This window comes from Aquabacterium sp. (genome assembly GCF_036279675.1).
Classification (GTDB): domain Bacteria; phylum Pseudomonadota; class Gammaproteobacteria; order Burkholderiales; family Burkholderiaceae_C; genus Aquabacterium.
In genome coordinates this window covers 1-14,152 of the sequence record NZ_DASUIS010000150.1, presented here as the reverse complement: position 1 = coordinate 14,152, position 14,152 = coordinate 1, and the positions used below count along the sequence as shown (strand labels likewise).

Annotated in this window: 14 protein-coding genes; 8 read left to right on the top strand and 6 right to left on the bottom strand. The window is 63.8% G+C overall.

Annotated elements, in window-relative coordinates; genetic code table 11:
- Nucleotides 1–29: 29 nt before the first annotated feature.
- Both VFW93_RS17680 and VFW93_RS17675 read left to right on the top strand, forming a co-directional pair.
- Nucleotides 30–329 carry a late competence development ComFB family protein gene (locus VFW93_RS17680; protein WP_290676256.1) on the top strand — a complete coding sequence of 100 codons (300 nt, stop codon included), beginning with the start codon at nt 30–32 and terminating at the stop codon, nt 327–329.
- Between the two features lie 124 nt (nt 330–453).
- Nucleotides 454–1,350, top strand: coding sequence for a hypothetical protein (locus tag VFW93_RS17675; protein WP_329695268.1), 897 nt, complete (start codon nt 454–456; stop codon nt 1,348–1,350).
- A 15-nt stretch (nt 1,351–1,365) separates the two neighbouring features.
- Here the strand turns inward: VFW93_RS17675 and nadB are convergent, their stop codons facing one another.
- Complete coding sequence (nadB, locus tag VFW93_RS17670; RefSeq protein ID WP_329695267.1) at nt 1,366–3,000, bottom strand: L-aspartate oxidase; 1,635 nt, start codon at nt 2,998–3,000, stop codon at nt 1,366–1,368.
- A gap of 175 nt (nt 3,001–3,175) precedes the next feature.
- On the bottom strand, nt 3,176–4,753 hold the full coding sequence (locus VFW93_RS17665; protein ID WP_329695266.1) for an ArnT family glycosyltransferase: 1,578 nt from the start codon (nt 4,751–4,753) through the stop codon (nt 3,176–3,178).
- A gap of 97 nt (nt 4,754–4,850) precedes the next feature.
- Here VFW93_RS17665 and ypfJ point away from each other — a divergent pair, with 97 nt between their 5' ends.
- Entirely contained in the window at nt 4,851–5,747 is an 897-nt protein-coding gene (gene ypfJ, locus VFW93_RS17660; RefSeq protein ID WP_329695265.1) for a KPN_02809 family neutral zinc metallopeptidase, read from the top strand.
- Nucleotides 5,748–5,800: 53 nt separating this feature from the next.
- Nucleotides 5,801–6,778: an NADPH:quinone oxidoreductase family protein gene (locus VFW93_RS17655; protein WP_329695264.1), complete on the top strand. Its 978-nt coding sequence runs from the start codon at nt 5,801–5,803 to the stop codon at nt 6,776–6,778.
- Nucleotides 6,779–6,821: 43 nt separating this feature from the next.
- On the opposite strand, the gene VFW93_RS17650 is transcribed toward VFW93_RS17655, so the two are convergent.
- Complete coding sequence (locus tag VFW93_RS17650) at nt 6,822–7,082, bottom strand: DUF1488 family protein (RefSeq protein WP_329695263.1); 261 nt, start codon at nt 7,080–7,082, stop codon at nt 6,822–6,824.
- 148 nt (nt 7,083–7,230) lie between these two features.
- On the opposite strand from VFW93_RS17650, the gene VFW93_RS17645 reads away from it, so the two are divergent.
- Nucleotides 7,231–8,550 carry a lytic murein transglycosylase gene (locus VFW93_RS17645; protein WP_414639724.1) on the top strand — a complete coding sequence of 440 codons (1,320 nt, stop codon included), beginning with the start codon at nt 7,231–7,233 and terminating at the stop codon, nt 8,548–8,550.
- A 33-nt stretch (nt 8,551–8,583) separates the two neighbouring features.
- Here the strand turns inward: VFW93_RS17645 and VFW93_RS17640 are convergent, their stop codons facing one another.
- Nucleotides 8,584–9,048: a hypothetical protein gene (locus tag VFW93_RS17640; RefSeq protein ID WP_329695261.1), complete on the bottom strand. Its 465-nt coding sequence runs from the start codon at nt 9,046–9,048 to the stop codon at nt 8,584–8,586.
- A 181-nt stretch (nt 9,049–9,229) separates the two neighbouring features.
- The gene (gene queG / locus VFW93_RS17635) at nt 9,230–10,321 is read right to left on the bottom strand and encodes a tRNA epoxyqueuosine(34) reductase QueG (RefSeq protein WP_329695260.1); all 1,092 of its coding nucleotides are present in this window, start codon (nt 10,319–10,321) and stop codon (nt 9,230–9,232) included.
- 150 nt (nt 10,322–10,471) lie between these two features.
- Here queG and tsaE point away from each other — a divergent pair, with 150 nt between their 5' ends.
- Together tsaE and VFW93_RS17625 are read left to right on the top strand one after the other, a co-directional pair.
- Complete coding sequence (tsaE, locus tag VFW93_RS17630; RefSeq protein WP_329695313.1) at nt 10,472–10,966, top strand: tRNA (adenosine(37)-N6)-threonylcarbamoyltransferase complex ATPase subunit type 1 TsaE; 495 nt, start codon at nt 10,472–10,474, stop codon at nt 10,964–10,966.
- Nucleotides 10,959–12,551, top strand: coding sequence for an N-acetylmuramoyl-L-alanine amidase (locus VFW93_RS17625; protein ID WP_329695259.1), 1,593 nt, complete (start codon nt 10,959–10,961; stop codon nt 12,549–12,551). The genes tsaE and VFW93_RS17625 overlap by 8 nt, the downstream gene beginning before the upstream one ends.
- Nucleotides 12,552–12,557: 6 nt before the next feature.
- Here the strand turns inward: VFW93_RS17625 and VFW93_RS17620 are convergent, their stop codons facing one another.
- Nucleotides 12,558–13,208 (bottom strand): VTT domain-containing protein, encoded by a 651-nt coding sequence (locus tag VFW93_RS17620; RefSeq protein WP_329695258.1) that lies wholly within the window; start codon nt 13,206–13,208, stop codon nt 12,558–12,560.
- 78 nt (nt 13,209–13,286) lie between these two features.
- On the opposite strand from VFW93_RS17620, the gene mutL reads away from it, so the two are divergent.
- Nucleotides 13,287–14,152: DNA mismatch repair endonuclease MutL (gene mutL / locus VFW93_RS17615; RefSeq protein WP_329695257.1), on the top strand; the 866-nt coding region annotated here is incomplete at its 3' end.

Genomic DNA, 14,152 nt, shown 5'->3' with positions numbered 1-14,152 from the left:
GGGCGACACTGCCGTTTGTCTCGATAGGGATGGACACCATCGCCATGGCCGCCGACTTCACAACCCTGCACAACTATTACGAGAAACAAGTGGTGGACCAGGTCCTTGATCTGGCGCCGAACTACCCGCTTCTCAAGAAGGATCACCTGCCGGACGTGGCCTGCGTGGCGCTCAATCGCCTGCCGCCTCGCTACATCCGCCACCAGGTGGACCTCGCCTTCCACATGACCGAGAAAGAGCGCCAGGACAGCGAGCAGTTGATCCAGGACGCCGTCAAGTTCGCCTTCGAGTTCGTGCAGGCACGCTACGCCATGCGCGCAAGGCGCTGAGCGAACAGGAAGCAGCCTCACACCCGGGTTCGCCCGAGGCAAACAAACCCGCATTTTGTCGACCCACCGACATCGTCGTCAGGTGAGCCGCGCCAGCATGGGCCACTTTCAATCGGAGACGCCCATGTTCAAGCACCTTTTCTGCCTCGGTGGCCTCCGTGCCGCCATCACCCCACTTGCTGCCGCCCTGCTGGCCCTTTCCTTGCCTGCGCGCGCTGCCACCGCGGACTTCACGAGCACCTACAAAGGTGGATCGAGCAGTTGCAACACCACCTACCAGATCAAAGGCAAGGAACCTGCCGACTCAAGTCGGCATCCCGTGTTCATCTACATGGTGGGTACGAGCGACACCTATGACAACGCCCAGGCCATGGCGGCAGTGCAAGGCATGGCCGATCGTGGCTATGTGGCCGCCACCATCCAGTACGCCAACTCGGCCATGGGCTACTGCAACACCCTCAACACCCGCAGCAAGTGCATCTTCGATCAAGCCAGCGCCCAAAGCGCGGTTACAGCCCTGTGCTCACGTGACCAGGCTGATTGCAGCAAGGGCATCGTGGTCGGCGGCTTCAGCCAGGGGGCCTTGCTGGGCATCCTGTCCAAGAACTTCGACTCGCGCGTGGAAGCCGTCTACGCCTCCGGTGCGCACAAGAACTACATCATCTACAACGTGAACGCCTGCGTGGGCAACGGCAACCGCGTCTTGCCTCAAGCCAGGCTGCGCGTGATCAACGGCGAAAACGACATCTATGGGGGCGGCAGCCAATCAACCGTGAGGGCCAGCAGCGTGGCGGTGAGCGGCTACGCCTGTACCGGCACCACCTGCCTGCAGCCGGACGGCAGCGGCTGGCGCATGGTGCTCAAAAGCGAAGTGCAGGATGGCTCGGCGGACCACTGCTACTTCCGCGCCAAAGGCTGCCTGAGCAATCAGAACAGCCTGGACACGGGCTGGCAGACTGGCACCGCGGCCTGGACGCTCAACGCCAACCTGGACTGGTTGACGCAGTTCACGGCGCACTGACGCGTCATGGCGCGCTCAGGGCAGCCAGGCGTCCTTCTTCTTGGGCTTCTTGCACAGGATGGTCGGGAAGCTGACCGGCAAGGTGCGCGGGTAGTCGCGGCTGAAATGCAGGCCGCGGCTTTCCTGGCGTGACAAGGCAGAACGCACGATGAGCTCGGCGCAATCCACCAGATTGCGCAGCTCCAGCAGGTCGCGGCTCACACGGAAGGCCGCGTAGTAATCGTCGATCTCGCTGCGCAGCAGCTTGATGCGATGCAGGGCCCGCTCCAGGCGGCGCGTCGTGCGCACGATGCCCACGTAGTTCCACATCACGAGGCGCAGTTCGTCCCAGTTGTGGGCAATGACCACTTCCTCATCGGCATCGGTCACCTGGCTTTCGTCCCAGGCCGGCACCTTGGGCGCCGAAGCCGGGATCTGGCCTTGCACGTCTTCGGCACACGTTCTGCCCAGCACCACGCATTCCAGCAAGGAGTTGCTGGCCAGGCGGTTGGCGCCGTGCAGGCCGGTGTAGGTGGTTTCGCCCACGGCATACAGGCCGGGCAGATCGGTACGGCCATGCAGATCGGTCACCACGCCACCACAGGTGTAGTGGGCGGCCGGCACAACCGGAATGGGCTGCTTCGCGATGTCGATACCCAGTGACAGGCAGCGCGCGTAGATGGTCGGGAAATGCTCTTTGAGGAAGGCTTCACCCAGGTGCGTGGCATCCAGCCAGACGTGATCGGCGCCATGCTTCTTCATCTCGAAGTCGATGGCGCGGGCGACGATGTCACGGGGAGCCAGCTCGCCGCGCTCGTCGTGATCCTGCATGAAGCGGGTGCCGTCGGGCAAGCGCAGGATGCCGCCTTCGCCTCGCAACGCTTCGGTGATCAGGAAGCTGCGCTCTTGCGGGTGGTACAGGCAGGTCGGGTGGAACTGGATGAACTCCATGTTGCCCACACGGCAGCCCGCACGCCAGGCCATGGCGATGCCATCACCCGTCGATGTCTCAGGATTGGTGGTGTAGCGGTACACCTTGCCGGCACCACCGGTGGCCAGCACCACAGCCGACGCGGCCATCGTTTCCACACGCTGGGTTTCGATGTCCAGCGCATACACGCCGTGGCAACGTTGTGCCTCCTGCTGCTCCTGCGCGGACTTCTTGAGATGCCGGTTGGTGATCAGATCGATCGCCATCCACTTCTCACGCAACTGGATATTGGGATGGCGCTTGACCTCGGCCAGCAGCACATCGTGGATGGCCTTGCCCGTGGCATCGGCCGCGTGCGCAATGCGGCGCACGGCATGGCCACCTTCACGCGTCAGGTGCAGGCCCAGCGGGCCGTCCGGATCGGGCGAGAACGGCACGCCTCGTGCCACCAGCCACTCCACCGCCTCGGCACTGTGGCGGGCAATGAATTCAGCCGTGCGCTCGTCCACCAGGCCGGCACCGGCCTCCTGGGTGTCACGCACATGGGAGTCGATGCTGTCATCGCTGCCCAGCACGCCGACGATGCCGCCCTGTGCCCAGGCTGTGGCGCCCTCTTCCAGCTGGCGCTTGGCCAGCACGATCACGGGTTGGGTTTCCGCCAGGTGCAATGCAACCGTCAAACCGGCCAGACCGGCCCCGATGATGACAACAGGCAAGGACGAATCCGTCGCAGCAGACATAGGTTACCAAGGGCCTCGATGAACAGCTTGGGGGGACAGCAGGAGCGGCGATTCTATCCCCGCCCCTGCCTGCCCTGGGTTGCCTGAGCGACATGTAGGGCCTCATGCCCGACTCATCGGCGACTCATGAGCGACTCAGGCCAGTACAAATGCAGCCCAGGACAAACGCCGCGCATCAAGGCGCACAGCGATCCGCCCCGCACAGACGCTGGCAGAAGGCACAGCCCTTGACCGGCAACCAGGAGGGAAAGCGGTAGTAGCGGCGATTGACCTCGGCCATGACCACCTCACGGTAGATGTCAAAGTGGAAGTTCACACCTTCCACGGCCCAGAAGGGCGCGCCATCCTGCTCATAGCGCAGCAAACGAACCTGGTCGAAATACGGGCGATAGTCTTCCACAGAGGGCTCGCGTGTGGCCATGACGCGGATCGTCTTGCCCTCCAGCGCGCTGTAATCCACGGTCAGGTCGTCCTGGCGCGCATGCACGCTGCCCATGCCCAGCACGGGCACATGCAGCCTGGCGGCATAGCCAAAGATGGCGGCCGATGAATACCCGTTGGAAGCCAGCACCACGCCCGGCGCCTGTACCTGCTGCACCATCTGCTCGCTGCGGGCGGCCTCCACCAGACGGTGGTAGTAGCGGAAGTGCTGCCATTGATGCAAGCCCATCACCGACAGCGACACGGAGGCCACGAGGTGCAGCACCAGGATCACGGTCAGGCCCCTGGCTGTGGACGACAAGGCCCGGCCATCGGGCAGTGCGAGCGCCAGCAACACAAAGGCAAATGGGTAGAAGCCCATCACCCAATGCAGGCCGATCACCTTCTTGGCAGACATCAGGCCAAAGAGCAGCAAGGGCACCACGGCCACACAACTCAACAGGGCATGACCACGAACCGTTCGCAACAGCGCGGCGCGGTGCTTCCAGCCCATCCACAGCAACACAGGGCTGATCAGGTAGACCATCATGCCCACATAGCTCAGCACGGTATCCCACGATGCCACCGCATCCTCGTTGCGGTTGAACAGGTTGAACATGATGTTGGTCCAGCAGTGGTACAGGTTCCAGACCACGTTGAGGGCCGCGCCGGGCAAGGCGCACAACACCATCACGGCAAAGCCTCGCCAGCGCTGGCGCGCAAACAGCAGGAAATACACCACGTAGGCGATACCCAGCAGCACCGCAAAGTACTTGGACAGGAACGCGGCCGCCATGAACAAGCCACTGAGGGCATACAGGCGGTACAGGGCCCAACCACCTTGTCCTTGAGATGCGGCATGTTCGGCCCGCACCATGGCCGCAGCAGACCAGGCCGCCCAGAGAATGAGCGGAGAGTCAGTGGCAATCAGGGCATTGAGCCAGTTGACGGGCGCCAGCCAGTAAAACAGCACGGCCCAGGCCGCGCGTGCACGGCTGATGGGCGACCAGGCCCACCACATGGCCCACCCCACCCCCAGCGGCAGCAAGGTGGCAGGCAGGCGCACGGCCCAACTGGCATCACCCAACAGCGCGCGCGCCGCAGCGATCCACCACGCCACCATCGGCGGGTGATCGTAATAGCCATAGTCCAGAAAGCGCGCCCACCAATAAAACAAGGCTTCATCACCCGTCAAGGGCAAGGCGGCCGACACCCACAGGCGCCAGGCCAGTGAACCGATCGCCACCAGCCACAGCCAGTTGCGGGGCATGCGCACATCGGTAGCGTGCTCGGGCGGAAACCCCTTGAAAGCGGACAGGTTGGACGTCGTCATAAGCCCCGGCATTCTAGGCGGCGCCAACGCCCGCCGTTTCCGATGTCGGACCTAGAATGCCCGCGAGGCAAGCACGCCGCATTTGAAGGACGACACCATGCGCTGGCAAGGCAACAGAGAAAGCGACAACGTCGAGGACGTCAGAGATGGCGCCGGAGGTGGCGCAGGCCCGGGCATGTCGTTCGGGGGCCGTGGCATCGGCCTGGGATCGGTGGCCGTTGCACTCGTTGCCAGCTACTTTCTGGGCGTGAACCCGCTGACCGTGCTCAACATGCTCAGCGGTGGTGGCGGCATGAGCGCGCCATCACCCGCACACCAGCCTGCGGCCAGCAGATCTCACGCCCCCGCCAACGACGAGCAAACCCGTTTCGTGCGCACGGTGCTGGCTGACACCGAAGACGTCTGGCACGAACTGTTCAAACAGGCTGGCGGCCAGTATCAGGACCCCAGGCTCGTGCTGTTCAGGGGTTCGGTACCCACCGCCTGCGGCCAGGGCCAGTCGGCCACCGGCCCGTTCTACTGCCCGGGTGATCAGAAGGTCTACATCGATCTGGGCTTTTACGACGTGCTGCGTGACCGTCTGGGCGCACCGGGCGATTTCGCACAAGCCTATGTGATCGCCCACGAGGTGGGCCACCACGTGCAGAATCTGCTGGGCACCTCGGCCAAGGTCGACGAAATGCGCCATCGCCTGAGCAAGACGCAATACAACGCCCTGAGCGTGCGGCTGGAACTGCAGGCAGACTGCTATGCCGGCGTGTGGGCCAACCATGCACAACAGGCGCGCCAGATCATCGAAGCTGGCGATGTGGAAGAAGCCATGAACGCCGCAGCCCAGATCGGCGACGACACCTTGCAGCGCAACGCCAGCGGCCATGTCTCGCCTGAGAGCTTCACCCACGGCACCAGCCAGCAACGCATGACCTGGTTCAAGCGCGGGATGGAATCCGGCGACATGCGCCAGTGCAACACCTTTGCCAAGGATGCCGTCTGACGACTCGGCACAACTCCATCAAGCCAGACCAACACCATCACGGAGACAACACCATGCAAGCCTGGACCTGTACCGAATTGAGCGGCCCCGATGCCCTGACCTGGCAGGAAAGCCCCACACCCGAGCCCGGCAAAGGCGAAGTCCGCATCGCCATCAAGGCGGCCAGCCTGAACTTCCCCGATCTGCTGATCGTGCAGGGCAAGTACCAGATGCGCCCTCCGCTGCCCTTCGTGCCTGGCGCCGAGTTCGCCGGCGTGGTCGAGGCGGTCGGTGAAGGCGTCAAGCACCTGGCTGTGGGCACCCATGTCGCCGGTTTTGCGGGCACGGGTGGCTTTGGCACGCACACCGTGGCACCAGCTGCCATGTTGATGCCCTTGCCACCGGTCTTCTCGTTTGAAGATGCGGCGGCCTTCCTGTGTACGTACGGCACCACCTATCACGGCCTGATGGACCGCGCAGCACTCAAGGCCGGCGAAACCGTGCTGGTACTGGGTGCCGCCGGGGGTGTGGGCACAGCGGCCATCCAGATCGCCAAGGCGGCCGGCGCCAAGGTGATTGCAGCCGCATCAACAGACGAGAAGTGCGCCTTGTGCAAGGAATTGGGAGCGGACGCCACCATCAACTACGTCAGCCAGAACCTGCGCGACGAGCTCAAGGTCATCACCGAAGGCAAGGGCCCCGACGTCGTCTATGACCCGGTCGGCGGCGACCTGACCGAACAAGCCTTCCGCTCCATCGCCTGGCGTGGTCGCCACCTGGTCATCGGCTTTGCCAACGGCCCGATCCCCTCGCTGCCCTTGAACCTGCCACTGCTCAAGGGCGCCTCGGTGATGGGCGTCTTCTGGGGTGAATTCGCCAAACGCGAACCGCAGAACAACGCGGGCTGCCTGATGCAACTGGCGGCCTGGTACATGGAAGGCAAGATCAAGCCGGTGATCGAGCACAAGCTGCCCATGTCGCAACTGAAGGAAGCGTTTGCCTTGATGGGCTCTCGTCAGGTGCGAGGCAAGGTCGTGCTCGTCAACGGCTGATCTTCTGCTCGCCCGGGTCGATGGCGGTCGGACCGACCGTCCATCATGAACCCAAGATACCCAGATCGTGGCGCTTCAGGATCACAGGCTCCCGGGCACCAGCGGCCATACGCTTCAGTACCGCGGCATGGATCTGGTCGCGGTGCGCGGCGTATACCTTCATGGGCTCGCCCTCATCGCCTCTGCCGCGGAAGCAATACGTGAGTATCTCGCTGCCGATCATGGCGCCGATGCCCGACTCCCCCGATGGCACCCAAAAACGCACCGTGGCCGATGCGTCGTGGAAATAGGGTTCGAAGGACATGGCAAGCTCTCGCTGAGTTGAATGGTGGAGCATGGCACGCGCGAGGCCAAATAAACAGCCACCACGTCAACATATCGACAGAAACTCGGGCGATGCCCTCGTGTGGCATGCTGAACAACTCTTGCATTGCCACTTTCTTCGCTCGCCCATGCCACAAAGGCCCCTTCCATGCCCTCGCACGCTGCTTGCCTCAACTGCACTGGTGATTGCCGTGCTGTCAGGGTGCGCATCCGGGCCCACCACCAGGCCAACGGTGCCACAGGCACCCGGCCCCAGCGCGCCATCGGTGACTGGTCCCTCGCCCGTTCAGGAGACCGAAGGCAAGCTCGCTGAGGGAACCGTCGATGAGCGCTTTGCGTTGTGGCTGGCGAACTTTCGTGATACAGCTCGTGCGGCCGGCATCGATGACGCCACCTTGCACGCCGCGCTGGACGGTGTGCACTTGCGATCACGAGCAGTGGAGCTGGACCGTGCCCAGCCAGAGTTCACCCGGCCCTTGTGGGACTACATCGAGGCCATCGTCTCGACTCAACGCATTGCACAGGGGCAGCAGAAGCTGGCCCAATTTCAGGCCGAGGCAGACGCGGCCAGCACGCGTTATGGCGTGCCTGCGCCGATCCTGATGGCCGTATGGGGGCTGGAGAGCAACTACGGCAGCAACTACGGCGACGTGCCGGTCTTTGACGCCCTGGCCACCCTGGGATTCGAGGGCCGACGTGAGGCCTGGGCCAAAAGCGAACTGCTGGCCGCCCTCAGGATCCTTCAACGCGGGGACATCGACCGCGAGCGCATGGTGGGTTCCTGGGCCGGCGCCATGGGGCAAACGCAGTTCATGCCCTCGTCCTACCTGGCCTATGCCGTTGATGCCGATGGCGATGGGCGACGCGACATCTGGGGCAGCATGGCCGACGTGCTCTCGTCCACCGCCCACTTCCTTGCTCGTTCGGGCTGGCGCGCGCAGGAGGCTTGGGGCACGGAGGTTCAACTGCCTGCGGACTTCGATCCTTCACGTGCAGATCCACAAGTGCGACAACCTTCAGCGCAGTGGGCTGCAGAAGGCGTGCGCGCCATGGACAACACCCCGCTGCCAGACCTGGCCGACGCATCCATCCTGCAACCCGCTGGCGCGCGTGGCCCGGCCTTCATCGTCGGGCGCAACTACAGGGCCGTGCTGCGCTACAACAACGCGACCAGCTATGCCCTGACGGTTTGCCTGCTGGCACAACGCATCGCCGGCGGCCCGGGTGTTCAAGCGCCCTGGCCAAAAGACCTTCGACCACTCACGCGCAGCGAGACGCTGGCCATGCAAAACGCACTGAACCAGCGCGGCTTCGACAGTGGCAAGCCGGATGGCCAGATGGGGCCGGCTACACGCCGCGCACTACAGCAGTTTCAACGCAGTCTGGCCTTGCCCGCAGACGGCTACCCCACCCCGGATTTGCTCAAGCAGTTGCTGCAGACACCCTGAAGCCCGCCAGGGTGCGCAAACCACCCAAAGGGCTCACAGCTTTTTCTTGTCGGGGCAGCGGCCAATCGCGGCGGTCAGAATGGCGCGATTGCCGGCGGAGACGGATTCGAAGCGATTGCGGCTGATGTGCCAGTCCAGATGCTGTTCATCTCGCGACTTGCCTTGCTCCGTTTCATACCCTCTCAGGCCGATCTTGTTTAGTTCCTGCTCGCCATAGACGCACTCCTGCGCGCACTCCTTGCCCTCGTACATCACATTGCAGATGGAATACGAATAGGCCTCGCGAACCTTCTCCCGCCCGACGTTGGCCGCAATATCGTGCACCTGGGTAATGTGGCCAAAGCTCACCACCACTTTTTGCACGCCATTGACAGTCTGCAGCTTGGGGTTCACGCCGCCCGCATCCGCGAAATACACCGTCACCGTCGTGGGCTTGGAGATGTCACCCGTGTAGCCCAGGATGTTGTCCGCGCAATAGAAATCGTCCCTGTAGCCCATGGCAAGGCCTCCTTGGAAAGGGTTTGGCATCGCTGCACGCGCCTGAGACATCAGCCCCCGCGCGCACTAGCCTGAAAATGAACTTCGGCTTTATAGGTCAAACCGTTCGTTCTGCCACGTGACTTCGGACACCCTGGCAACAACGCCATGCAGTGCGCACGTCATATCGGCGCAAGGCGAATCAATCGGTCGAAACCTGCGCCAGGGCCCACCGAACATGTTCCCCAACCAGTGCCACATCCGTCCCGGCGGGAGGCTGCGCCAACCAGCCAGACAAGGCACTGTGCATGGCCGTCCGGGACGCCGCGTCCTGCTCGGCCCTCAAGGCATTACCCAATGCCACGGCGATATTGCGCTGCCAGCTGGCGTAACCGATCCGCCTGATCGGGCTGCCTTCCGTCAGGCGCAGGAAGGTGGCCTCATCCCAGCCCCAAAGCTGCAGGAGTGTGGGGTTGGCCAAGGCTGAGCGCACATCGAAGTCGGGCACGGTGGCTCGGCGCGCGAACTTGTTCCAGGGGCAGGCCAGCTGGCAATCGTCGCATCCATAGATGCGATTGCCGATCAAGGGGCGCAGCGCCACAGGGATGGGTCCGCTCTGCTCGATCGTGAGATAGGAAATGCAGCGACGGGCATCCACCAGTCGCTCGCCAACGATGGCCTGTGTGGGGCAGACATCCATGCACGCCTGACAGGATCCGCAATGCGCCGACTCCGGCTCGGTCACCGGCAGGTCGATGTCGACAAAGATCTCGCCCAGAAAGAAAGTGGAGCCTGCCTCGCGTGACAACAGCAAGGTGTGTTTGCCACGCCAACCCAGACCACTTCGGCTGGCCAGTTCAACCTCCAGCACGGGCGCTGAATCGGTGAACACGCGGTGACCGAACGGGCCGATCAGCTCGGCCAGCTTGTCCGCCAGTTTTTGCAGGCGGTTGCGCAGCACCTTGTGATAGTCCCGTCCCCGTGCATACATCGACACCGCGGCGGCTGAGGGCTGATTAAGCCGATCCCACTCGATACGCTGCCACTCGCCATTTGATTCTGGCGAGCTCGAAGGCAGATAATCCATGCGTGCCGTGATGACCTTGAGCGTCCCTGGGACGAGCTCTGCAGGCCTGGCCCGCTTGAGCCCATGGCTGGCCATGTAGTGCATTTCCCCGTGGAAACCACGCGCCAGCCAGTCCAACAAAGGGGCCTCGGCACTTGACAAGTCGACATCAGCTACGCCAATCTGAGAAAATCCCAGTTCTGTCGCCCATTGGCGCAAGCTCGCCATGACCTGAGCGAGGTCGGCCGTCCGGCCCGATTCCCCCGGACAGGCATCCGGAACAAGGCCCGGATGAGTGTCCGAATGAGGTGACTGAAGTACATGACGCATGTGACGATCGTAGCAAGCCCGCAAGCCCCCAACGCCAAGGTACCGGCGATGGTGCGCGACTTCATCTGGCAAGATGAGGCCGCATGTGCAGCCATGGCTGCCGAACTGGCACAAGCGCTGCAACCTGGGCTGCTGGCCGGGCATTCCGCCTACATCGAACTGCATGGCACCCTGGGTGCAGGCAAAACCACCTTCACCCGCCACCTGCTGCGGGCGCTGGGCGTACAGGGCCGCATCAAGAGCCCCAGTTATGCGGTGGTCGAGCCCCACGACGTGCCCGGCATGGCCATCCACCACTTCGATTTCTACCGCTTCAACGACCCGCAGGAGTGGGAAGACGCCGGCTTTCGCGACATCTTCGCCGCACCAGGCCTGAAGCTGGCTGAATGGCCAGAGAAGGCAGAAGGCCTCTTGCCCCGCGCCGACTTGCAGATCCACATTCAGCCCCCACCTCGGTTGGATGAGGGTGAATGCCGCAACGTGCGCATCGAAGCGGCCAGCCCGGTTGGACAACACGCCCTGGGCGCGCTGAGCCATGGATAAGCAGCACCAGTCTCACCGTCGACAACTGCTCAAGCAGGCGCTGGGCGGCACCCTGATCATGGTGCTGGGGCCCAAGGAACTGGCTTTTGGCGCCCAACTGGTGGCCGTGCGCGTGTGGCCGGCAGCGGACTACACGCGGGTCACGCTGGAATCCGATGTGCCACTCAATGCCACCTTCTTCGCCGTGTCCAACCCGACGCGGCTGGTGATCGACATCGAAGGGCTGGAGTTGAGCGCCCAACTGCGTGACATCGTCAGCAAGGTGCGCTCCGACGACCCCTTCATCGCCGGCGTGCGGGTTGGCCAGAACCGACCCAAGGTGGCGCGCCTCGTGCTGGATCTCAAGCAGGCCATCAAACCGCAGGTATTCGGCCTGCCACCCGTGGCCGCCTACCAGCACCGCCTGGTGTTTGACCTGTACCCCACGCATGCGCCCGATCCGCGCATGTCCTTGCAGGCGCAGCCTGGCGCCCCTTCTGCCTCGGCGGCACCAACGCCCGCCACACCTGGCGCCTCATCGGCCAGCGACGGCGCCAAGGCGGCCAGCGCTTCTGCCCTGCCGGCCAGTGGCGGCAGCCCCGGCGCCTTCATCTCTGCGCCCACGACGCCCGCCGCGCCCGGCATCGCACGCCCCGCCCTGCCCAATCAACAGTCCGACCAGGCCGCCGACGCCATGAACGATGCCCTGGGCGACTTCATTGGTGGCCTCAAGCGACCTGCTGCCCCCTCAGACAAGGCGGTGGCCAAAGCGCAGCCAGGACGTCCTGGCGACAAGCCGCAGGACAAGAGCGGAGACCGGAGCAGCGACCGCACGGCGGACAAAGCCAGCATCGACAACGACAACGCCCTGCTTGGCAACGCCAAGGCTGGCGCCCAACGGCTGGTCGTCGTCGCCCTGGATGCAGGTCATGGCGGCGAAGACCCCGGCGCGGTCGGCCCCAGCGGCCTGTATGAAAAGGAAGTGGTGCTCAAGGTGGCGCACAAGCTGCGCGCCCTGATCAACGCCCAACCTGGCATGCGCGCCATGCTGACGCGGGAGTCTGACTACTTCGTGCCCTTGCACGAGCGTGTGATCAAGGCCCGCCGTGTGCAGGCCGATCTGTTCGTGTCCATCCACGCCGATGCCTTCATGAACCCGCAGGCGCGTGGCGCATCGGTGTTCGCACTGTCCGAAACCGGTGCGTCGAGTGCCGCAGCGCGCTGGATGGCGCAAAAGGAAAACTCATCCGATCAGGTGGGCGGCGTCAACATCAAGAACAAGGATGCGACCGTGATGCGCACCTTGCTCGACATGTCCACCACCGCCCAGATCAAGGACAGCATCAAGCTGGGCAATGCCGTACTGGGCCACCTGGGCAAGATCGGCAAGTTGCACCGAGGCAAGGTCGAGCAGGCAGGTTTTGCCGTGCTCAAGGCACCGGACATCCCCTCGATCCTGGTCGAGACCGGCTTCATCTCCAACCCGGAAGAAGAAGCCAAGCTCCAGGACGACGACTACCAGCGCGAACTGGCGGATGCCCTGCTGCAAGGCATCCAGCGCTACTTCGCCAAGAACCCGCCACTGGCGCGCAACCGCGCCCTGTAAAGGCGATCAGGTCGTCTGTGCAGCCTTGCGGCCAGCGCGCCAGGTACCAAATATGGCCAGGGCACCCGGCACCAGGATCATCGCCCAGATGATCTTGTCCAGATGGGTCTTCACGAACGGGATGTTGCCGAAGAAGTAACCCGCCAGGGTCACACCGGCCACCCACAAGACGCCACCGGTCACGTCATAGAACGTGAACTTGCCGCGGCTCATGGCGGACACACCGGCCACGAAGGGCGCGAAGGTACGCAGGAAGGGCATGAAGCGCGCGATCACCACGGTGATGCCACCGTATTGTTCGTAAAACGCGTGTGCCTGCTCGAAGGCCTTCTTGTTGAAGAAGCGCGATTGCTCCCACTGGAAGACTTTCGGCCCCAACTTGCGCCCGATCGCGTAATTGCTTTGATTGCCCGCAATGGCGGCCACCGTCAGCAGCCCGATGGACAGGGGCAGGCTCATCATGTCCAGGCCGCACAAGGTGCCGACCACGAACAACAACGAGTCACCGGGCAGGAAAGGCATGACCACCACGCCGGTCTCGACAAAAATGATCAGGAAGAGCAAGGCGTAAACCCAGGGCCCGAAGTCCTGAACGAACACCATCAGGTGCTTGTCGACGTGCAGGATGAAGTCAATCAAAAAGTGTGCGATATCCATGGCGGCGCATTATGGCCGGGATTGGCCCTTCGGCGAGATCGCCCCACACCCTGAAGCCGGGGCTTCTACAATAGCGGGATGACGCCTGAGCCCGCCCGCGACCCTGCCTTTTCGGACACCTCATCCCCTGAGCCAGCGCCAGCGCGCCGCACAATCCAGGAGCTGCCTGACGAACTGATCAGCCAGATCGCCGCCGGCGAGGTGGTGGAACGCCCGGCGTCCGTCGTGCGTGAACTGGTTGACAACGCCCTGGATTCCGGCGCCAGCCAGATCACGGTGAAGCTGCTGGCCGGTGGCGTGCGCCAGATCCTCGTGGAAGACGATGGCTGCGGTATCCCAGTGTCAGAGCTCCCCCTGGCCCTGCGTCGTCATGCCACCAGCAAGATCCGCTCGCTGGATGACCTGGAGCATGTGGCCACCATGGGTTTCCGTGGCGAAGCACTGGCTGCGATTGCGTCGGTGTCCGACACCTCCTTGTCCAGCCGCACGCCGGATGCGGCCCATGCCCATCGCCTGGATGCGCGCTCCGGTGAACTGAGCCCGGCAGCACGCGCCGTGGGCACCAGCGTGGAGGTGCGCGAACTGTTTTTCAGCACGCCGGCACGCCGCAAGTTCCTCAAGAGTGACGCCACCGAGCTGGCGCACTGCCTGGAAGCCGTTCGCCGCCATGCCCTGGCCCGCCCGGACGTGGGCTTCAGCGTGTGGCACGAGGGCAAGCTGGTCGAGCAATTGCGACCGGGCACGCCGGCACAGCGCCTCGCCGATGTGCTGGGCGAAGAGTTCGTGCGCACCAGCCGAGAGGTGGATCTGGCCATCGGCCCCATGCGCATTCATGGCCGTGCAGGCCTGCCCGATGCTGCCCGCTCGCGTGCCGACTGGCAGTACTGCTATGTGAACGGCCGCTATGTGCGCGACAAGCTGCTGGCACACGGCGTGCGCTCGGC

Excerpts from the sequence above, each read along its gene's own strand:
- VFW93_RS17680 (WP_290676256.1), top strand. The coding sequence starts at position 30 with ATGGACACCATCGCCATGGCCGCCGACTTCACAACCCTGCACAACTAT.
- VFW93_RS17675 (WP_329695268.1), top strand. The coding sequence starts at position 454 with ATGTTCAAGCACCTTTTCTGCCTCGGTGGCCTCCGTGCCGCCATCACC.
- nadB (WP_329695267.1), bottom strand. The coding sequence starts at position 3,000 with ATGTCTGCTGCGACGGATTCGTCCTTGCCTGTTGTCATCATCGGGGCC.
- VFW93_RS17665 (WP_329695266.1), bottom strand. The coding sequence starts at position 4,753 with ATGACGACGTCCAACCTGTCCGCTTTCAAGGGGTTTCCGCCCGAGCAC.
- ypfJ (WP_329695265.1), top strand. The coding sequence starts at position 4,851 with ATGCGCTGGCAAGGCAACAGAGAAAGCGACAACGTCGAGGACGTCAGA.
- VFW93_RS17655 (WP_329695264.1), top strand. The coding sequence starts at position 5,801 with ATGCAAGCCTGGACCTGTACCGAATTGAGCGGCCCCGATGCCCTGACC.
- VFW93_RS17650 (WP_329695263.1), bottom strand. The coding sequence starts at position 7,082 with ATGTCCTTCGAACCCTATTTCCACGACGCATCGGCCACGGTGCGTTTT.
- VFW93_RS17645 (WP_414639724.1), top strand. The coding sequence starts at position 7,231 with ATGCCACAAAGGCCCCTTCCATGCCCTCGCACGCTGCTTGCCTCAACT.
- VFW93_RS17640 (WP_329695261.1), bottom strand. The coding sequence starts at position 9,048 with ATGGGCTACAGGGACGATTTCTATTGCGCGGACAACATCCTGGGCTAC.
- queG (WP_329695260.1), bottom strand. The coding sequence starts at position 10,321 with ATGGCGAGCTTGCGCCAATGGGCGACAGAACTGGGATTTTCTCAGATT.
- tsaE (WP_329695313.1), top strand. The coding sequence starts at position 10,472 with ATGGTGCGCGACTTCATCTGGCAAGATGAGGCCGCATGTGCAGCCATG.
- VFW93_RS17625 (WP_329695259.1), top strand. The coding sequence starts at position 10,959 with ATGGATAAGCAGCACCAGTCTCACCGTCGACAACTGCTCAAGCAGGCG.
- VFW93_RS17620 (WP_329695258.1), bottom strand. The coding sequence starts at position 13,208 with ATGGATATCGCACACTTTTTGATTGACTTCATCCTGCACGTCGACAAG.